This window comes from Candidatus Blochmannia vicinus (assembly GCF_023586525.1).
GTDB lineage: Bacteria > Pseudomonadota > Gammaproteobacteria > Enterobacterales > Enterobacteriaceae > Blochmanniella > Blochmanniella vicinus.
Genome location: NZ_CP097763.1, coordinates 41,732 through 63,532, shown reverse-complemented (window position 1 = coordinate 63,532; position 21,801 = coordinate 41,732). Strand labels below are relative to the sequence as shown.

Below are 21,801 nucleotides of genomic sequence, written 5' to 3'. Positions count from 1 at the left end.
ATATTATTGTTAATGGTAAGAAATTAATATTAATATAATTGCAATCTATATTAAATATAAAGATTGTAATTTTATGATATATCTTTTGTGATGAGTTAATTTCAATTAAATATTTGAAATAAAATCTTTCATAAAAATAATGTTTTTGTTGTAATTGAATGATTATTAATCATATGTTGATGTTTTAAATTTTAATAAAAAGGGAGGACTAGATTTAATTTGATTGATTTTTATGATACGTATAAATAGAAATTTTATTAAATAGTTGTTTTATTAAAAGAATATGTATAAATATATTTACTAATTTTTAGGTTAATATTGGTTAGATATTAGTGTAGAATTGTTATAAAGTTAAAGATAGTTACTAAAACATGTTGTGGGGTTTAGATATATATTCATATAGTGATGAGCTGCTTATAATTTTAGATCATGATAATGAAAAGTAAAATTTTTATAAATTATCTTATATCTGATTATATTATGTCACTTCGGTACATTGTATAGCACAGCCGCTACAATCTAATCCTGGTTCTGAATGAAAAGTACAAACATTGCATGAGTTTATTTCTTTGCAACAATATAATTTTATATGGTCTTTTTTGGTGTATAAATAAAAAAACCCAATACTGAATAAGATTGAGACTATTGTTGTGAGAGTAGTCATATATTTTATATGAGTTTTTATATTTAGTAAAGCGGAAGATGGTAAGTTGTTGTTTTTATCTATGGTTTTATGTAGAGTAGAAGATAAACACGGGGTCTCTTCATTTATTTTTTCTATAGTTAACTGGTTGTTTAGTTTTAAACCTCGTTTAGGTATAGTTATAATAGATGAAGGATCTAACCCAAAAGAGGTTATAGTTTTTCGTATTAAACTAATTTGTTGGTTTAAGTTTCCGTTAGATGGCTCGAGCCCATAAACTCGCCATACAATTGAAAATAAATGGTCCCGAGTGACTGGAGTGTTGGGATCAATATTTCGTTGTTTAATAAGTTCTTCTAATACTCGTCCTGCAGAATTAGATAACTTCACCGATGTGTTAGGTTCAGTTAATGATGTTAAAATATATTCTGCAGTATCGAATATGATAGTTGATTGAATGACATATTTCATTTAGTTACTCCATATGAACTGTATATGGATTAAGCAACGTTTATGCCAGCTGTTTACATATAATCTAAAATAATAGCATTTTTTTATTCTTTAATCAATATATATAAAGATTATAAAACAGTATTTTTATTATTAAAATTCTATTACTAACATAATGTTAGTAACGTGATCATATTTTTTGGCATTTTCATAATTTAATTTTTAAATAATATAATAATATACTCTAAAAATCTAGTACATTAGTAAATGTATATTACATTATTATAATAATATATATATGTGATATTGTTATATTTGATACATGTCGATGACATAGAAGTTATTTAATTGATTTTGATATTAATTTAAACAAATATGTATATATAAAAATTTTAACCGATTGTAACACAGAAAATATTTAGGTTTTATTTCTATTAGAATAGTATTTTTTAATTTAAATGATTATATTCATAAATAATATTCTTTTTTTTAGGTATTAAGATAGTTGAAGTGATTTAGTATAATATACTGATATGATTATAGATATGTGTTTGAGTTGACATTATTTTGTATTATTGATGTACTTGGTGTTTTACTGAATAATGTTAAGTTTTAACGCGCATATTTTAGTTGTTATATTAGTCTTTTTAAGAATCATTTAATAACTATGAGCGTATATATGATGTATGACACATTTTTATATAGTTTTAGAACATTAATTTATAAAATGTTATTTTTGATATGTTTTGATTTAATCATGATTACTCTTAATAACTCTCAAGCTAATTTGAATGATATGTCTATTGGAAATAGATCTAAAGACACCTTAATGTCAGTATCTGATGATATACAAAGATCGCCAACATTATATCATCAGGTAAAAATACGTGATGATATAATGACTATCATTTCATTAAAAAATTCTCCATTGGTTTTTACTGCTTCTCCTACAAGATCATTGCAATCATTATATGTAACTGATGCAGCTGATTATTTGAAAAATATTTCAGGGTTTACTGCTATTCGTAACGGAGGAGTTAATAACGAACCAGTTTTTCGTGGGATGTTTGGATCTCGGATACGTATTTTAATGGATAACGGAGAAATACTTGGTGCTTGTTTTTCTCATATGGATCCTATTAGCGCTTATATTTCTCCAGAAACTTTTGATATTTTAAATGTTATTAAAGGCCCGCAGACAGTGTTATGGGGTCCTGTAGCATCTGGAGCTACATTACAATTTGAACGATATAATCCTTGTTTTGATAAATCAAAAGTTCAATTGCGCAGTAATTTAATGATTGGAGCAAATAATAAAGTAGATAGAAATATAGACAGTATTATAGGAAGTAAATATGGATATCTTAGATTAATAGGTAATCTTTCTCAGTCAGATGATTATTATGATGGCCATAAACATAGAGTACATTCTGCATGGTATAAATGGAACGCTGATGCCATTTTGTCTTTAAATTTAAGAGAAGACATACATTTAGAGATTAGTTTAGGGCAAGGTAACGGTAATGCAAATTATGCTGTTAGATCTATGGATGGATTATGTTTTGCTAGAGAAAGTTATGGAATAAAAGTAGAAACTACAGACATAATTAAAAAATTAGATAAAATTGAGTTGCAAGCTTGGCATAATTATGTAAGCCATATTATGGCTGATACTTTACCGTATGTTACAGGATTATCTTGTAAAAATTGTTGTGGATTTAATAATGATATTGAAAACAATGTTGATCGATTAATATGGGGTGCGCGAGGTGTTGCGACAACACAATGGGATAACATCAAATGTTATAGCGGAGCAGATGTGCAAGTTAACAAACACAGAGAACACGTACAATCTTGTTTTAATTGGGAGAAAGATATTGTTTCCCAAGATATTGGTATATTTACTGAATTAATTGCGAATTCATTATCAAGTAAAAGATTTATTGGAGGTACGCGACTGGAATACAGTGTAGTTAATTTTAATAATTTTTCTAAATATAAACGGTATAGTATTATATATCCTGCGGGATTTTTACGCTATGAGGACAATGTTAATCCATTGTTATCATATTATGTAGGTGTTGGAACAAGTTTTCGTTTTCCTGATTATTGGGAGTTATTTTCTAATAGATTTAGTCAGAATATTAATAGCAGTATAGAAAATGTTTTAGAACTAAAACCTGAGAAGGTCGTTCAGATAGATATAGGAGCTAATTTTCAACATCTACAAACAAATGGATGGATATCGTCTTATGCTGGATATATTAGAGATTTTATTTTATGTGGTTATTACAATGATTACATACCATATAATGGTGGTATTAATCATACAGAAAATATTAATGCTAAAATATGTGGAACTGAAATAGGATTAAATTATCAATTTAATGATTATTGGCGGGCTGAAAGTAATATGTCATGGTCTTGGGGTATAAATGCAGATAATAATTGTTCTTTACCTAAAATTCCTCCATTGGAAGGTAAAGTAATATGTCAATGGATAAAAGGATGTTACAGCATCACTGCTTTGTGGAGATTTGCATTTCCACAATCTAATAATTTATTTATTTCTCCAGCCCCTGTTACTTATAAGAATACGTTATTGCATGCGCGTGAGAATTATAATACTTCAGGGTTTGGAATATTATCTACACATTTAGCATGGACTAACTCTCAATTTTATAAATTTAGTATTGGTGTGGATAATTTGTTGAATCATAATTATAGGGAATATTTTAATTTATATATGCATAAACGCCTTGGATATCCTACTGGAACGTTAATGTATGAACCAGGACGCATTTGGTGGATTAAATTGGGGATAGTGCTATAAATAAAAAAGGCAAGAAGAAATTTGATTTATATTTAAAAAGTTTTTAAAATTAGTCTATGTTTAAAATTTACATGCGTATTTATAAAATCATGCTAGCATGATTTTATAAATACGCATGTAAAGGCATTAAATTTTTAAATGTTATTATCTGCTACGAAAAATAATTCTTCCTTTACTTAAATCATATGGTGTAAGTTCAACAGTTACTTTGTCTCCTGTTAGGATTCGAATGTAATTTTTTCTTATTTTTCCAGAAATATGTGCTATGATAGTATGCCCGTTTTCTAGTTCTACGCGAAACATTGTATTAGGTAAAGTATCTAATACGACACCATGCATTTCGAAATTATCTTCTTTTGTCATTAGGTTCTTCTATAGAATTAAATGATAATCTAAAAATTTTATCATAAGATATCAGCTAATCAAGTAGTATGCGTCGATTGAGATTTGATATTTTAAAAATTATAAAAATAGTTATTTTTATAATGTAATCTTCTTTGATAATGGAATTATTACTATGATTGTTTGTTATAGTGACAGTATTTTAATGATAAACAATAAAAATAATATGATTTATTTTATTTATACTTTAATAAGTAGTTGTATTATTATTTTTTTTTATTAATTATTATTTCTTTAAGTTACTTTGTTAATTTGATAGCAGACAAGTAGCGTTCAGCATCTAGAGCAGCCATACAACCAGATCCGGCTGCAGTAATTGCTTGACGGTAGTTATGGTCTATTACGTCTCCTGCAGCAAATATTCCCGGAATAGAAGTAGCAGTTGTGTTACCGTTAGTTCCAGATTGTACATTAATATATCCATTATTCAATATGAGTTGATTACTGAATATAGAAGTATTTGGCGTATATCCAATAGCAATGAATACACCTTGGACAGTTATTGTGTATTTTTTATCTTGTTGCGTCATATTTTTTAAGTATAATCCAGTAACATTTGTACCATCTCCTAATATTTCTTCAACAGTATGATTGAGATGTAAAAAAATATTACCATTTTTAACTTTGTTCATCAGTCTGTTAATTAAAATTTTTTCTGCTCTAAACTGATTACGACGGTGAATAAGATGAATTTCTTCGGCAATATTAGATAAGTATAAACTTTCTTCTACTGCTGTAGAGCCGCCACCAACAACTGCAACAATTTGCTTTTTAAAAAAAAAGCCATCGCATGTAGCACATGAAGAAACACCTTTCCCTCTATATTTTTCTTCAGAAGGAATTCCAAGGTTTCGAGCAGATCCTCCTGTACTTATGATTAAGGAATCACATGTATATTCATACATGTTTCCACATAAATAAAAAGGATATTGCTTAAAATTTACTTTAACGATATAATCGGGGATTATCTCGGTGTTTAAATGAATAGCATGTGTATTCATACGATTCATTAATATAGGTCCAGTAAGATTTTCAGGATCTCCAGGCCAGTTTTCTATATCTGTAGTGGTGTTTAGTTGTCCTCCCATTTCTAATCCAGTGATTAGTACAGGAGCTAAATTAGCTCGGGCTGCGTAGATAGCTGCAGTATATCCAGCGGGACCTGTTCCCAATATAAGTAGTTTGCAATGTTTTTTACTTTTTGTCATGCAATGTATCTCATATAGCTCTCTCTAATTTCATTTGATTTCTGCTGTATCCATATTGTATGCAGTATGTTTATAAATCTTGAAATATTAAATTTTTTAAATAAGTTTACAACAAAGACCAGAACGAAATTCTAAGTTGTTATATAACAATTCCTATAACTATTTTTAACTTACATCACATGCGATATATTATAAAATAATGTATACAATATAGCAAGTATTTTAAATAAATTAAAGTGCTTTAATTTATTTAAAATTACTGAAGTTTGTTAAATATGTCGTATATATTATTTAAATAACACAGCAAACTAATTATTTTTTCATAATTTGTATAAATTAGTATGTATATACATATATATTAAATATTAAACTTTTTTATGAATTAAAAGGTTATTTTTTAAATTGAATCAGAATGTTAGATATATATAGATAATTATTGATATATATTAGTGGATATTTAAATAAAAAAAGAGATATTTTAGTGATTAATTTTATATTTGTTAGTATAAGCATAATTTTATTATATCTAATTGTTATATTAATTAGTTTTGATCCTGCAGACCCTGGATGGTTACAAACTATATGGGACGGATCAATACATAATCTTGGAGGTGTATTAGGAGCAAGACTTTCTGATTTTTTATTTTTTGTTTTTGGCGCTCCGGCTTATATGATCCCATTTTTTATATTATTTTATATTTGGAAAATTTATACACAGGAGATTTGGGTTACTATTTTTGAGTTTTTTTTTAAATTAATAGGGATATTAATATTATTATGTGTATGTTGTGGATTAACTCATTTAATTGTTAATGATCTTTTTTATTTTTCTTCTGGAGGGATAGTAGGAAGTATGGTATGTAATTTTATTTTATCTTACAAAAAAATAACTTATCATATTGGTGTTATTTTGCTTTTTTTGGTTGGAATTATTGACATTAAAGTTTTTTTTAATCAAATTTTTAAGATGATTGTAAAAACTATTAAAAATCAATTATCTCTTTTTACAGCTTATTTAAGAATATTAGTTTGTTATGATAAAAAATATATACAAAAATGTAATTATCAACAATTATGTATTAAGAAGCGTATATGCCCGTCAGTTTTTTCTATACAAGAACCTAATTTTTTTAAAAAAAAATCAGAAAATAATTTATTAAATATACATATTATCCCTAATGTATCGGAAAACATTGATAGATCTGTTAAACAATTTGATTCTGTTTTAAAAAACAATTTTTTCAAAAAAAATTGTATTGCATTAATTAAAATATTTATTAAAAATTTCAATTTTATCGAGAATCTATCATCTTGCTTTAAATTATGTATAAATAAAATAAATTATAAATACTATATAAAAAAATATATGAATGGCATTTTTTTTGCACGAAAAAGTTGCTCTGTAAGAATTAGTAAGTATGGTAATCAAATTTTAAACAATTTTAAAATGTCTGCTATTGAAGACAGAGAACAAAAAAATAATGTAGTATTGGAACAAGATTTAGATATGGTACGTGTAGATATAAAAAGTAATCAGAATATACAAACACCTAAGTTTATTAATAAAGATACAGAGCGACATGTGTCTTTATTTGAGTATACAAGAGCGCCAATGGTACGGAGAAAATTATCTTACGATAAGCGGGTCCCTACTATGCTTCCAGATATAAATTTGTTAACTACATCTAAATCAAAAAAAAATATAAATAGTTTATTGGAATTAAAAAAAATTTCTCAGTTATTAGAATCTAAGCTAGCAGAATACCATATTACAGCAAATGTAGCGAATATTATTCCTGGTCCAGTAATTACTCGATTTGAGTTAAATTTATCACCAGGTATAAAATCTGCAAGAATTGTTAATTTGTCACGTGATTTAGCACGTGTTTTATATACAGCATCGGTTAGGGTGGTAGAGGTAATTCCTGGTACTCCATATGTTGGATTAGAAATCCCTAATAAAAAGCGCAGTATAGTATATTTAGGGGATATAATAAGTTCAGAACAATTTAGGAATACTGACACTTTATTACCATTAGTTTTGGGTAAAGATATATCTGGGTACCCTATGATCGTGGATTTGAAATCTATGCCTCATTTATTAGTTGCCGGAACTACTGGATCAGGTAAATCTGTGGGAATTAATGCTATGATTGTTAGTATTTTATATAAGGCAATGCCGGAAGAAGTATGTTTTATTATGATTGATCCTAAAATTTTAGAATTATCCATATATTCAGGTATTCCTCATCTTTTAAAACAGGTTATTACTGATACGAAAGAAGTTTATGAAGCATTACAATGGTGTATAAAAGAAATGGAACGTCGTTATAAGCTGATGGCTGCGCTTGGTGTACGGAATTTAGAAAATTATAATAGACGTGTAGAGCAGTTTTATTCTAAAAAATATATTAAACACGACACTGTAAGCAAATTTATTAATGAAAAGATAGTAACTTTTCCTGATGTTTTGGAAAAATTACCTTATATTGTAATTATTATAGATGAATTTTCAGATTTAATAGCAACGACAAAAAAGGTAGAGGGGTTAGTAGTTCGTTTGACGCAAAAAGCTCGTGCTGCTGGAATTCATGTAATATTAGCAACACAAAGGCCGTCAGTAGATGTGATTACTGGATTAATTAAAGCAAATATTCCAGCACGTATAGCTTTTACTGTGTCAAGCAAAATAGATTCTCATACTATTCTTGGTCAGTCTGGAGCAGAATCCCTGTTAGGGATAGGTGATATGTTGTATTTGGGGCCTAATTCTTCTACATCTACTCGAGTGCATGGCGCATTTATAGAAGATCAAGAAATATACGCGGTAGCTAATTTTTGGAAAAACCAAACGGCTAATTTATGATATTTGATATGCTAAAAGATCGTGTTGTTACACATGTAGAATTGTTATATAAGTACAATAACCATATTACATATTTTCGTTATAGTTTTAATATATGTGGTGTATATTAATTATGGACATTTAATTAATTGAGAATGATTAACAAAGTAATGTATGCTGTTTTTTTCAGTGTTGTTATAATTATTTCAGCAATATCTGATGATACATCTGTTATTACATTACGAGATCGCCTTAAAAAAATAAATTATTTTTATGCACGGTTTACTCAAAAAGTTATTAATGCTAACGACAACATATTATTGGAGGGTTATGGAGAACTATGGATAAAGCGACCTAACCTATTTAATTGGCATATGATATCTCCTGAAGAAAATTTTTTAATTTCTGACGGAAAAACACTTTGGTTTTATGTTCCTTTTATTAAACAAGTTACTGCGTATTGGTTACAAAATTTTTCTGATAATATTTTTTTTATGTTATTTTCTGATAACAATATACATAAATGGGACAATTATAATGTTATTCAGAGAGGAGATTTTTTTTATTTGATACCGATCCGCGATAATTGTAATTTACAAGAATGTAGAGTTAAAATAACTGACTGTGGTACAATTGAACAGTTTAGTATTTTTGAGAAAAAAGATCAATATGTAGATTATTATTTATTAGATCAAAATAATAATACAATCGATATAAAGAATTTTTCTTTTAATTTTTCTGAAGATATTCAACTAGACGAACAAAGAGAATAATATGTATTAATTAATAAAAATTTATATTTTGTTTAATAATTATAAAAATTATTAAACAAAATATAAAGGTTGAAAGCAGATGCGATACGTATAAGTAAAATCTTATTCCTTAAGTTAATAAAAAATTTTGTGTATCTTACATATTAAGATTATGTTAAAAATTGTAACTTTACTTTTAGTAATCAGTTAAATATGATCGTTGTATAATAGAAATTATATAAAATTTATGATCTAGCGTATTTGTAATAACATATCTTGTTTGACTATATATATTTATACACATAAGGTATCAAATTCAATCTTAATCGCACGTGGTAATTCTATATATTATGTTATTGATTGGCGATATAAGCGTGTATTACTTAATGTAGTGGCATAAAGTTTTTATGTGTTGACATGTTGTTTGTTATTTAATGAATGCGTAGTAAGATAATTTGAATTATTTACATATAAAAATATGTATCGTTTTATATTTTGATTTACGTCTTTATTTAAAAATTATCTTTTTTATAAGGAAAATGTGAATTTTTAGATAAAGAATACTAATTGTTATTATGGTGCGTAGTGTATACATAAAAACTGATAAATAAATTATTTTTTGTTGAGAATAGTGTTGTTTTGTATAAGAAGAGTAAAAAGTGGATAATAGTTTATCTTAATTACTAAAATAAACTATTAGATATTTTTATCTGATGAAATAGATAGTGTAGGTTACATATGCTAGATCCCAATTTATTGCGTAGTAATCTTGATGTAGTTATTAAAAAACTTGCTCGTAGAAAATTTATATTTAATACTGATAAATTTCGTCAACAAGAGAGTTTACGCAAAATTTTACAGAAAAAAACTGAAAGCTTACAGACTGAACGCAAAGTTAAGGCTAAAATTATAGGAATAGCCAAGATGCACGGAGAAAATGTGGAGTTTTTGCGTCAAGAAGCATATATTTTAGGAAAAAAATTAACTTCACTTAAGTTAGAAAGTAAAACGTTACAGAAAATAATTAGACAGTATGAATTGTCTTTACCAAATATTCCAGATGATCAAGTGCCTTATGGGTTTAGTGATCAAGATAATTTAGAAATAATGCGATGGGGAGAACCAGGTCAATATAATTTCCCATTACAAGATCATACGGAACTAGGTGCGTTAACTAATGGTTTAAGTTTTTCTGACGCAACGAAGTTAACTGGGTCGCGTTTTGTTGTAATGAAAGGACAAATTGCACATTTACACCGTGCTTTATCTCAATTTATGATAGATTTACATACTAAATGCCATGGGTATGAAGAGTATTACTTGCCATATCTAGTAAATGAAATGTCTTTATATGGCTCAGGTCAATTACCAAAATTTTATAAAGATTTATTTCATATTAAGCATCTAGGATCTGAAACTAATTCTTATACGTTAATACCTACTGCTGAAGTACCGTTAATAAATTTAGTTCGTGATGTAATTCTTGATGAAAAAGAATTACCAATTAAAATGATTGCTCATACTCCATGTTTTCGTTCTGAAGCTGGATCATATGGTCATAATACTCGTGGGTTGATTAGAATGCATCAATTTGATAAAGTTGAATTAGTGCAAATAGTTCATCCAGATAAATCTATGCAGACATTAGAAGAAATCACTGGTCATGCAGAACAAGTCTTACAATTACTTAAGTTACCATATAGAAAAATGTTGTTATGTACGGGGAATATTGGATTTTCTTCTTGTAAAACATACGATTTAGAAGTATGGCTTCCAGCATGTAATACTTATTGTGAGATTTCTTCTTGTTCGAATGTTGGAGATTTCCAAGCACGTCGTATAAGAGCACGCTATCGGGGAAAGACTCATAGGAAAACGAAGTTTTTGCACACTTTAAATGCTTCTGGAGTAGCAGTAGGTAGGGCATTAGCGGCCGTGCTTGAAAATTACCAATTGGAAGATGGGCGCATAGCGATTCCTTCAGTGTTGTATCCGTATATGAATGGGATAACACATATTAATTAAATGGATTTCTTGCTTTATTTTCAAAACTATTTTTAAAAAATTTTGTGTTTACCGTTTTTATCAAAACTTGGGGAGTTATATTTATATATTATTTATTATTAGTAATTATGTGATTGAGGTTTAATAGTGGTTAAATGTATGCATTATGTTTATATTTTATTTTTATAAGTATAAAGTGTAATTAACTGTTTATGATGGAGATATTTTTAATATTGTTGTTATGATAGTTTATTGTGAAGAATGTTATTTTATTAATTTAAGTATTTTTAATAACTCATTATATGAATAAGATATTTAATTTCAGCGCAGGCCCATCAACGTTGCCAAAACAAGTTCTAAGACAAATTAAAAAAGAATTATATAATTGGAAGAACATGGGTATATCTGTGATGGAGATAAGTCATCGCAGCGAAGAATTTTTACAATTAATGCAAGACGCGAAACAAGATATATGTGATTTGCTCGATATTCCAGAAAATTATGAAGTACTGTTTTGTCATGGTGGCGCTCGAGCTCAATTTTCAGCAATTCCTATGAATTTGTTGAAAACATCTTCAGATAACGTTGATTATATAAACACTGGGTATTGGGCATACAGTGCAGCGATAGAAGCAAAAAAATACTGTGATCCACGTATAATAAATGTGTCTAATAAAAAAAATGGGTTATATAATATTCAGCCTATATCTAAATGGGATGTTGCTACAAATAGTATTTATATACATTATTGTCCTAATGAAACTATTGATGGTATAGCTATATATGAAACTCCAAATTTTTATGATAAAATAGTGATAGCAGATTGTTCTTCAACTTTATTGTCGAGTCCGATTAATATAAGCCGTTTTGGTATAGTTTATGCTGCAGCTCAGAAGAACATTGGTATAGCCGGTTTAACAGTAGTTATTATTAGAAAAGATTTACTAAAAATCCCTCGTCAGGAAATTCCTTCTATTTTGAACTATAAAATTTTAGTTGATAATTGTTCAATGTTTAACACACCTGCGACTATGTCTTGGTACGTTGCTAGTTTAATATTTAAATGGTTAAAAAAGCAAGGAGGATTAAAAAAAATTAATAAACGTAATCAAGAGAAATCAGATTTTTTATATAATGCTATTGATTCTAGTAATTTTTATTTCAATAATGTTGATGTATCTAATCGCTCCTGCATGAATGTCCCTTTCTTTTTAAAAAATAATAAATTGGATAATATTTTTTTAAAAGAGTCAATATGTTTTGGATTACGTGGGCTACAAGGACACAGAATAGTTGGGGGTATGAGAGCATCATTATATAACGCCATGACATTAGAAGGTGTACAAAAATTAGTTGAATTTATGAAATTATTTTCTGAGAAATATAGTTAAATTAGATGTATAGAGATGTTTTTCACAAATGCATTATGTGTTTAACACAATTGGTGTGTATGCTTGTTATCAAATGATAAACGAGTTATTAATTTTTTAAATTAAATCTAATTTTTATAAAAGTTGGTGAAATGTGAATAATTTTATTAAATTAGCTCCTATCAAGAAAATACAGGGAAATGTTTATCTTCCCGGTTCTAAAAGTATATCAAATCGAGCGTTATTGCTAGCAGCTCAATCTGTAGGTATTACTAAATTAATTAATTTATTGGATAGTGATGATGTACGTTTCATGTTAGACGCGTTGCGTGATTTAGGGGTAATATATCGTCTTTCAAGTGATAGAAAAAATTGTGAGATTAATGGGATTGGTGGTGCTTTGCAATCAAAAAGCGATAACCAATTAGTTTTATCTCTAGGTAATGCTGGAACTGCTATGAGACCTCTTATTGCAGCATTGTCTATAAAGCCACAGAATGTTGTTCTTACTGGCTATCCTCGTATGAAAGATAGACCTATTTTACACTTAGTAGAGGCTTTAAGACAAGGAGGAGCTAATATTGATTATATGGAACGTGATAATTATCCTCCGGTGCGTTTATGTGGAGGGTATTATGGAGGTGAGATTTCTATTCAAGGCAGTATTTCTAGTCAATTTTTGTCGTCTATTCTTATGATGGCTCCATTGGCTCCTCGAGATACTTATATTAAGGTAGAAGGCACATTAGTATCCAGACCTTATATTGATATTACTTTATCTCTTATGAAGAATTTTGGGATTAATATAGAGCATGATGAAAATTATCGTATTTTTTATTGTAAAGGAAATTCAGTATATCAATCACCTGAGCATTACTTAGTGGAAGGAGATGCTTCGAGCGCTTCTTATTTTTTAGCAGCTGCAGCTATCAAAGGAGGGACTGTTCGAGTTATAGGTGTTGGGAAACATAGTAAACAGGGAGATATTTATTTTGCTAATATATTAGAAAGGATGGGAGCAAAGATTTCGTGGCACGATAATTATATAGAATGTACTCGTGGATCTGATCTTAATGCAGTTGATTTAGATGTTAATGATATTCCTGATTCAGCAATGACTCTTGCTACTACTGCCTTATTTGTTAGTAATGGTCCTACAACATTACGTAATATTTATAATTGGAGAGTTAAAGAGAGTGATCGACTAATTGCGATGACTACTGAATTGAGGAAAATAGGAGCAAAAGTAGTGGAGGGCTATGATTATTTAAAAATAACCCCTCCAATTAAAATAAAATCGGCTTATATTAATACTTACAATGATCATCGTATAGCAATGTGCTTTTCTTTAGCAGCATTATCAGATGTTCCTATTGTAATTCATGATCCTCAATGTACATATAAAACTTTTCCTAATTTTTTTATGCAATTATTTAGTATAAGTGTATTGCGGTAGTATTTTATATGGTGTGCGGCGCGTATATGTAAATATATGTTATATATATTAGGGTTTATGATTATTAAGGTTTTATAAAATATGTGAAATTCAATTTCATCATAATGAGTATTGTTCGCTATAAGGAGATCGTGTGTGAACAACATATTTCCGGTTATCACTATTGATGGGCCAAGTGGAGTAGGCAAAGGAACCCTATCGAGACAGTTGGCGAAAATTCTTGGATGGAATCTATTAGATTCAGGAGTTATTTATCGAATTTTAGCGTTAATAGCTTTAGAAAACAAAATTAATATTAACCATGAAGAAAAAATAGCAGTACTTATTGACACTATACACATAGCTTTTATAAATAGTAAAAATAGATTTATAATATCATTAAATGGTAAGGAAGTTAAAAAAAATATTTTTACAGAAAATATAGGAAATTATGCGTCTAAAATTGCTACTTTTTATCAAGTACGTAAAAATTTGTTGATGTATCAACGTACATTTTGTAAGTATCCAGGACTTGTTGCTGATGGACGTGATATGGGAACGGTAGTTTTTCCTAGTGCAATGTTAAAAATTTTTCTGTATGCTTCTTTTAAAGAAAGAAAGAGTCGCAGGTTACATCAGTTGCATAATAAAAGTTTTAATGTTAATTTTAGAACTTTATTATCGCAAATAAGAGAACGAGACGAACGTGATTATAATCGAAAATTAGCGCCGTTGATTCCTGCGATTGATTCATTAATGTTAGATTCAACTCATTTATCTGCAGAAGAAGTAAAAACTAAAGTACTTATGTATATTAGAGAGAGTCTAGTATTATCATCAACAGTGCTATATAATACTACTCATAATCAAGGATAGTGATGAGATATTTGTTATAACTTCATCAAGAATGGATATATGATGGATGTTAATTAAAAATTGAAGATTATAAAGATGACAGAATCATTTGCTCAGCTATTTGAAGAATCTTTAAAAAAAACAGAAACTTGTCCTGGATCTATTGTTCATGGGGTTGTAGTTTCGATTTCGAAAGATATTGTATTAGTCGATGCAGGATTAAAATCAGAATCTGCTATTCCTATCGGGCAATTTTATAATTCTCAAGGAGAATTAGAAGTTTCAGTAGGTGATTATGTTGATGTTACATTGGATGCGGTAGAAGATGGATTTGGAGAGACTGTGTTGTCTCGTGAAAAAGCCAAACGTTATGAATCTTGGTTATTATTAGAACAAGCATATCAAGAAATGACTACCGTTACGGGAATTATTAACGGTAAAGTAAAGGGAGGGTTTACTGTTGAAGTAAACGGAGTACGCGCCTTTTTACCTGGTTCTTTGGTAGATGTTAAACCAATACGTGATACTTCATTTTTAGATGGACAAGAGTTGGAATTTAAAGTAATTAAATTAGATCATAAACGTAATAATGTTGTAGTGTCTCGTCGTGCCGTGATTGAATCTGAAAATAGTGTTGAACGTGATCAATTATTAAATAAATTACATGAAGGAATAGAAATTAAAGGGATAGTAAAAAACTTAACTGATTATGGCGCTTTTATCGACTTAGGAGGAGTGGATGGATTGCTACATATTACTGATATGGCGTGGAAACGCGTTAAACATCCTAGCGATATAGTAAACGTTGGAGATGAAATTATTGTAAAGGTATTAAAATTTGACCGAGAGCGTATTCGTGTGTCTTTAGGTCTTAAGCAATTAAGCGAAGATCCATGGACAGCAATTATTAAGCGTTATCAAGAAGGAAATAAATTAATAGGAAAAGTGACTAATTTAACTGATTATGGGTGTTTTATTGAAATTGAGGGAGGGATAGAAGGATTGGTGCATGTGTCTGAAATGGATTGGACTAATAAAAATATTCATCCTTCTAAAGTAGTAACTATAGGGGAATCTGTTGAAGTAATGGTATTGAACATTGATGAGGAGCGTCGAAGAATTTCTTTAGGGTTAAAACAATGTAAAGTTAATCCATGGCAGAAGTTTGCAGACATGTATAATAGAGGTGATCGAGTTATGGGGAGAATAAAATCGATTACTGATTTCGGCATTTTTATAGGATTAGAAGGAGGTATTGATGGATTAGTGCATCTTTCTGATATTTCTTGGTATTTATCCAATGAAGAAGCTGTAAATAAGTATAAAAAAGGTGATGAAATAATGGCAGTGGTTTTACAAGTAGATGCTGAACGGGAACGTATTTCTTTAGGCGTTAAGCAATTAACAGAAGATCCTTTAAATATCTATTTGGTTGCTCATAAAAAAGGAAGTATAGTATCTGGAAGAATAATTTCTATAGATGAAAAGGGAATAACTGTAACATTGGGTGATAATGCTGTAACTGGATATTTATGCATGACTGATGCATCACATAATAAGTCTATTGATAAAATAATGTATACTACATTACATGTAGGAAATGATATACAGGCAATATTAGATGGAGTAGATCGAAAAAATAGGATTGTTACTTTATCTGAATATAATACACGTGATTTAAATAAACAATCGGAAATAAATATTGTTGGGAATCATAGCAAAGAGAAAGATAAAAATTTTTCTAATGTTATGGTGGAGGCATTTAAAGCAGCAACTAAAAGTGAATAACTACTATATTGTAAGTATTTTTGGTATATATGTTAATTTATTGGTATATTACGTCAAGGAGGATGTCAGTAAATTATAAATATAAAAATAAATGAAAATTGTGGTGATATACATGTAGTATTTGTGTTCATATTTCTATATGATTCATATAGAAATATATAATAGGAAATAGTAAACGTGTATAGATATGGTAGTGTTTATATTTTAACATGGTGTATTTCGTAAGAGTTTATACTGGAGATATTTGATAAATTTTAAACCGTGCTATATCTATCTGTAGTTGTGTTAAGTGAGATTTATCTGTATGTTTTATCATAAATAAACTCTGGTGTCAGGGACATAAATGTCGCGGTACAACAAAAATTATTCCTCTACTTGGCAAACTTTTCGTCGTCTCTGGCCAATAATTTTTCCTTTTAGAATAGGGTTGGTTGTTGCAACTATTACTTTAATTTTAAATGCAACAAGTGATGCTTTAATGTTAGCTTTATTAAAACCTTTACTTGATGATGGATTTGGAAGAGCCAATAGAGATGTATTTGTATGGATGCCATTAGCTTTAGTTGGATTGATGGGTGTTCGTGGGTTTAGCGGGTTTGCTTCCACTTATTGTATATCCTGGGTATCTGGAAAAGTAGTAATGCAGATGAGACGTGCATTGTTTAAGCATATCATGAATATGCCAGTTTCGTTTTTTGTAAAACAATCTACCGGCACGTTGGTATCTAGAATTACTTATGATTCTGATCAAGTTGCTTCTTCTTCTTCTGGAGCTTTAATCACCGTTATTCGAGAAGGGGCATCTATTATTGGTTTATGTATCATGATGTTTTATTATAGTTGGCAATTATCATTAGTGTTGATATTAATTGCCCCCATAGTGTCTATCACTATTAAATTCGTGTCTTATAGATTTAGAGCAATCAGTAAAAAGATGCAGAGCGCTATGGGTCAATTAACTAGCAGCGCTGAACAAATGCTTAAAGGACATAAAGAAGTGTTAGTGTTTGGAGGTCAACATACAGAGAAAGATCGATTTAATCATGTAAGTAATTGTATGAGACAGCAAAGTATGAAGATGGTACAAACTTCATCTATTTTTGATCCGTTGATCCAATTTCTTGCATCATTAGCATTAGCGTGCGTACTGTATGCAGCTAGTATTCCAAGTGTTATGGAAATGCTTACTGCTGGAACGATTACTGTTATTTTTTCATCTATGATAGTTTTGATGAAGCCATTAAAATCTTTGACTAATGTTAGCGCTCAATTCCAACGTGGAATGGCAGCTTGTCAAACTTTATTTTCTATTCTGGATTTAGAAACAGAAAAAGATCGAGGTACACTTAATATTAAACGAGTAAAGGGACATATTGTTTTTGACAACGTTACTTTTTTTTATCCTGATAAAAATACACCATCGCTTTATAAAATTAATTTTGCTATTGAAGCAGGGAAAACTGTTGCTTTAGTGGGGCGGTCTGGTTCTGGAAAATCTACTATCGTAAATTTATTAACTCGGTTTTATGATATAAACAAAGGACGTATATTGCTTGATGGTTTTAACTTAAATGATTATAAACTCTCTTCCTTACGTAATCAAGTAGCTATAGTATCTCAACATGTTCATTTATTTAATGATACTATTGCTAATAATATAGCATATGCACGTAAGAATGTTTATTCTAGAGAATCCATTGAAACTGCAGCTCACATGGCGTGTGCTATGGATTTTATTTCTAAAATGAAAAATGGATTGGACACTATTGTAGGTGAAAATGGTATTTTGTTATCCAGCGGACAACGTCAACGTATTGCTATTGCACGTGCTTTATTAAGAAATTGTCCGATTTTAATTTTTGATGAAGCTACTTCTGCTTTAGATGCTGCATCAGAGTATGTTATTAATAAATCACTTGATGCATTGAAAGAAAATAGAACGTCATTGATTATAGCGCATCGGTTATCTACTATTGAAAATGCGGATGAAATATTGGTGATTGAAAATGGTTATATTATAGAACGTGGTGTACATAAAGTTTTGATACGTCACCAAGGGATTTATGCTCAATTATATAGATTACAATTTTCTTAATGTTTACTTGTATTTGGTTTAGGTCATCATTGTGTTATTTATTTTTGCTCCCATTTTCTTGGCTATATGGGTTAGTGAGTACGCTTAATCGCATTAGTTATCAGCATGGATGGCGTAAAGTATACAGATTCTCGGTGCCAATAGTGATTATAGGAAATGTAACAATCGGAGGAAATGGGAAAACACCAATGGTGTTATGGTTAGTAGAACAGTTGCAATATCGTGGTTGGAAGGTTGGAGTTGTTTCACGGGGTTATAAAGGTAAATCAAAGCATTATCCAATTGTTATTAATATAAATACTAACAGTAATGAATGTGGCGATGAACCTATGCTGATTTGGAGACGTACTGGAGTTTTAGTAGCGGTTTCTCCGAAACGTGCTGATGCAGTTGCTGCTTTATTACGAATACAAGAATTGGATATTATAATAAGTGATGATGGTCTGCAACATTATGCGCTCTTCAGAGATATAGAATGGGTAGTAGTTAATAGTTTATTTCGATTTGGAAATGGTTGTTGGCTACCAGCGGGTCCTATGCGTGAGCGAATGAACAGACTACATACAGTACAAGCAGTTATTGTCAATGGATCTAAGGAAGATAGACTTGCTGGAGAGGTATTAATGCAATTATATCCTAGTACTGTAATAAATATGTTAACAGGAGAAAGTAGATCTCTTAATTGTTTGAGTAATGTTGTGGCTATAGCAGGAATCGGATATCCTACACAGTTTTTTGGTACTTTAAAAAATTATGGCGTTACTCCTATTAGAACAATTTCATTTTCTGATCATCAGATATATTATGAAAGAATGTTGACGTCTTTGACTAAAAAAAATGAAATATTATTAATGACTGAAAAAGATGCAGTTAAATGCTTAGATTTTGCGCGTAATAACTGGTGGTATGTGCGTATGGAGGTTAAAATAAATAAAATAGATACAGATAGTTTGTTATGTGCGGTAGAGAATAAGATTAGGTATTATAAAGATTATAATTCTAATATATAGAAGTTGTCCCCATTATGGCGACATTTATCAATGACATAGTTGTTTTGTATATTAGAATTCAACAAATATATTATATATTGAGGATTTAATGTATTTATTTATATAGTGATACAAATTATTGTCATGGTAATGAGTTATTTTATATTTTTAAAATAAATTGCATGCAATAAGGATATACAAAACGCGTAAAAAATTAGTATTTGGTGGCTTTATTATATTATGATGAGATATCGGTTATTAAGTATAATTGTGTGTCCTATATGTTATTCAAAGTTATATTTTGATTTAGAACAAAAAGAGTTAATTTGTAACGTTGATAATTTAGCTTTTCCGATGCGAAAAGGAATTCCGGTTCTTTTAAAAAAAGATGCTCGTAGTATTATGTGACAAAAGGGTAAAAAATGAATTTTGTAGTAATTATACCTGTCCGATTTTTTTCGACACGTTTTCCAGGGAAAGCTTTAGCAGATATTCACGGAAAACCTATGATTGTTCGTGTTATGGAAAAAGCTTTAGATTCCGGCGCTGATAAAGTAATTGTCGCGACTGATAGCGTTCGTATAGCTCAGGTAGTTGAATCAGAACGATCGTCAGGAGAAGTATATTTAACGCGTTCTGATCATCAGTCAGGAATTGAACGTCTTGGAGAAGTAGCTGCTAATTATAAATTTCCAGACAATCAAATTATTGTGCATCTTCAAGGTGATGAGCCTTTAATTTCCCCTATCATGATTCGTCAAGTTGCTAATACTTTAGATGCGGTTAAATCTACTACTGGTATGGCCACTTTAGCAACATCGTTGCATTCTTTAAAAGAGGCATGTGATAATAATGTTGTTAAAGTTGTCATAAACATGAATAACAATGCTCTTTATTTTTCTCGTTCTATGATTCCATGGAATCGGGGATATTTTGATAATCATCCAGATAGTAGGCCATCTAGAATTTTATTACGTCATATCGGTATTTATTCATATCAAGTTAATTTTTTGTATCATTATATTAAATGGACTAAAAGCCCATTGGAGAAGCTTGAGCAACTAGAGCAGCTTAGAGTACTATGGCATGGAGGAACAATATATGTATCAGTAATTGATAATGTGTTTAATATTAGCGTAGATACTCCAGAATCATTGAGACGTGTTAACATGTTATTTGGAAATGATTGAGTGAACTTTTCATATTGAGCAACAACATTATTGTTTATTGATCATGTAATAAGGTATGGTATAAATTATTTTTTAAATAACATAAGTAAAATTTTAGATGTTTTATTTATTTTTTATTTTTACATTATTACTAATACCTTAGTTAATTAGTAAATACTATTATTAATAGTAAATATAAAGACATACATTTTTAATGTGGACGGTTAGATCTTATAAGATATATGAGTAATTTTTATTAGTTTATAACGTAAAAAATATTAGTTGCGCTATGTAGTACTGTATTATTAAAGAATTATCTATGTGCTTATTTATGTTAATATGGAATATGGTAAAAATCATGCAGCAGCAATTACGTTTAGTAGTAGGAATATCAGGTGCATCTGGGGGTGTTTATGGGATTCGCGCGTTAACCATATTAAAAAAATGTAATTTAAATGTAGAATCTCATCTTATTGTCACTCGAAATGCATTGATTACATTACAGCAAGAATTAAAGATGAATAAACAAGCTATATATGAATTAGCAGATGTTGTTCATTCTCCGCAAGATATGGGAGCATCAGTTGCTAGTGGATCGTATCCAACTTTGGGCATGTTAATTGCTCCGTGTTCTATCAAGACTATGTCGGAAATTAGTTCGGGAGTGACATCATCGTTGATTGGTCGTGTTGCAGATGTAACATTAAAAGAGAAACGTAGATTAGTGTTAATGATTAGGGAAACCCCATTACATTTGGGACATTTGCGTACAATGGTCAAATTAACAGAATTTGGAGCAGTAATTATGCCGCCTGTTCCTGCATATTACGTACATCCAAAAACTATAGATGATGTTGTTTTCTATACTGTGGTTAGAGCTCTAAATTTATTTGGAATTAATGCTAATACCTCTTCTATTTGGTTAGGAATTAATCACTGAAATTATAATAATCTTATTACGAT

16 protein-coding genes are annotated in these 21,801 nt (G+C 29.4%); 13 read left to right on the top strand and 3 right to left on the bottom strand.

Features of this window, described 5'->3' with window-relative positions:
• Positions 1 to 478 precede the first annotated feature (478 nt).
• Entirely contained in the window at positions 479 to 1,114 is a 636-nt protein-coding gene (locus M9408_RS00280) for a winged helix-turn-helix domain-containing protein (RefSeq protein ID WP_250257233.1), read from the bottom strand.
• 658 nt (positions 1,115 to 1,772) lie between these two features.
• On the opposite strand from M9408_RS00280, the gene M9408_RS00275 reads away from it, so the two are divergent.
• A complete protein-coding gene (locus tag M9408_RS00275) occupies positions 1,773 to 3,926 on the top strand; it encodes a TonB-dependent receptor domain-containing protein (RefSeq protein ID WP_250257232.1) in 2,154 nt (717 codons plus the stop codon).
• A gap of 144 nt (positions 3,927 to 4,070) precedes the next feature.
• Here M9408_RS00275 and infA read toward each other — a convergent pair whose 3' ends face one another.
• A complete protein-coding gene (gene infA / locus M9408_RS00270) occupies positions 4,071 to 4,289 on the bottom strand; it encodes a translation initiation factor IF-1 (protein ID WP_250257231.1) in 219 nt (72 codons plus the stop codon).
• A gap of 278 nt (positions 4,290 to 4,567) precedes the next feature.
• A complete protein-coding gene (gene trxB, locus M9408_RS00265) occupies positions 4,568 to 5,536 on the bottom strand; it encodes a thioredoxin-disulfide reductase (protein ID WP_250257230.1) in 969 nt (322 codons plus the stop codon).
• A 481-nt stretch (positions 5,537 to 6,017) separates the two neighbouring features.
• Between trxB and M9408_RS03315 the strand changes: the two genes are divergently transcribed.
• The 12 genes from M9408_RS03315 to M9408_RS00205 all read left to right on the top strand — a co-directional run bounded on the left by M9408_RS03315 (position 6,018) and on the right by M9408_RS00205 (position 21,778).
• Positions 6,018 to 8,402 (top strand): DNA translocase FtsK, encoded by a 2,385-nt coding sequence (locus M9408_RS03315; protein ID WP_250257229.1) that lies wholly within the window; start codon positions 6,018 to 6,020, stop codon positions 8,400 to 8,402.
• A gap of 149 nt (positions 8,403 to 8,551) precedes the next feature.
• A complete protein-coding gene (gene lolA, locus M9408_RS00255) occupies positions 8,552 to 9,154 on the top strand; it encodes an outer membrane lipoprotein chaperone LolA (RefSeq protein WP_250257228.1) in 603 nt (200 codons plus the stop codon).
• 717 nt (positions 9,155 to 9,871) lie between these two features.
• On the top strand, positions 9,872 to 11,158 hold the full coding sequence (serS, locus tag M9408_RS00250) for a serine--tRNA ligase (RefSeq protein ID WP_250257227.1): 1,287 nt from the start codon (positions 9,872 to 9,874) through the stop codon (positions 11,156 to 11,158).
• A gap of 281 nt (positions 11,159 to 11,439) precedes the next feature.
• A complete protein-coding gene (gene serC, locus M9408_RS00245) occupies positions 11,440 to 12,528 on the top strand; it encodes a 3-phosphoserine/phosphohydroxythreonine transaminase (protein WP_250257226.1) in 1,089 nt (362 codons plus the stop codon).
• A 133-nt stretch (positions 12,529 to 12,661) separates the two neighbouring features.
• Complete coding sequence (gene aroA / locus M9408_RS00240; protein ID WP_250257225.1) at positions 12,662 to 13,963, top strand: 3-phosphoshikimate 1-carboxyvinyltransferase; 1,302 nt, start codon at positions 12,662 to 12,664, stop codon at positions 13,961 to 13,963.
• A gap of 135 nt (positions 13,964 to 14,098) precedes the next feature.
• Positions 14,099 to 14,818, top strand: a complete 720-nt coding sequence (gene cmk / locus M9408_RS00235; RefSeq protein ID WP_250257224.1) for a (d)CMP kinase — start codon at positions 14,099 to 14,101, stop codon at positions 14,816 to 14,818.
• 75 nt (positions 14,819 to 14,893) lie between these two features.
• Complete coding sequence (rpsA, locus tag M9408_RS00230; protein ID WP_250257223.1) at positions 14,894 to 16,585, top strand: 30S ribosomal protein S1; 1,692 nt, start codon at positions 14,894 to 14,896, stop codon at positions 16,583 to 16,585.
• A 343-nt stretch (positions 16,586 to 16,928) separates the two neighbouring features.
• Positions 16,929 to 18,680, top strand: coding sequence for a lipid A ABC transporter ATP-binding protein/permease MsbA (gene msbA, locus M9408_RS00225; RefSeq protein WP_250257222.1), 1,752 nt, complete (start codon positions 16,929 to 16,931; stop codon positions 18,678 to 18,680).
• Positions 18,680 to 19,690, top strand: coding sequence for a tetraacyldisaccharide 4'-kinase (gene lpxK, locus M9408_RS00220; protein WP_250257221.1), 1,011 nt, complete (start codon positions 18,680 to 18,682; stop codon positions 19,688 to 19,690). The genes msbA and lpxK overlap by 1 nt, the downstream gene beginning before the upstream one ends.
• A 222-nt stretch (positions 19,691 to 19,912) precedes the next feature.
• Positions 19,913 to 20,077, top strand: coding sequence for a Trm112 family protein (locus tag M9408_RS00215; protein WP_250248901.1), 165 nt, complete (start codon positions 19,913 to 19,915; stop codon positions 20,075 to 20,077).
• A 14-nt stretch (positions 20,078 to 20,091) separates the two neighbouring features.
• On the top strand, positions 20,092 to 20,859 hold the full coding sequence (kdsB, locus tag M9408_RS00210; RefSeq protein WP_250257220.1) for a 3-deoxy-manno-octulosonate cytidylyltransferase: 768 nt from the start codon (positions 20,092 to 20,094) through the stop codon (positions 20,857 to 20,859).
• A gap of 337 nt (positions 20,860 to 21,196) precedes the next feature.
• The gene (locus M9408_RS00205; RefSeq protein ID WP_250236721.1) at positions 21,197 to 21,778 is read left to right on the top strand and encodes a UbiX family flavin prenyltransferase; all 582 of its coding nucleotides are present in this window, start codon (positions 21,197 to 21,199) and stop codon (positions 21,776 to 21,778) included.
• Positions 21,779 to 21,801 lie beyond the last annotated feature (23 nt).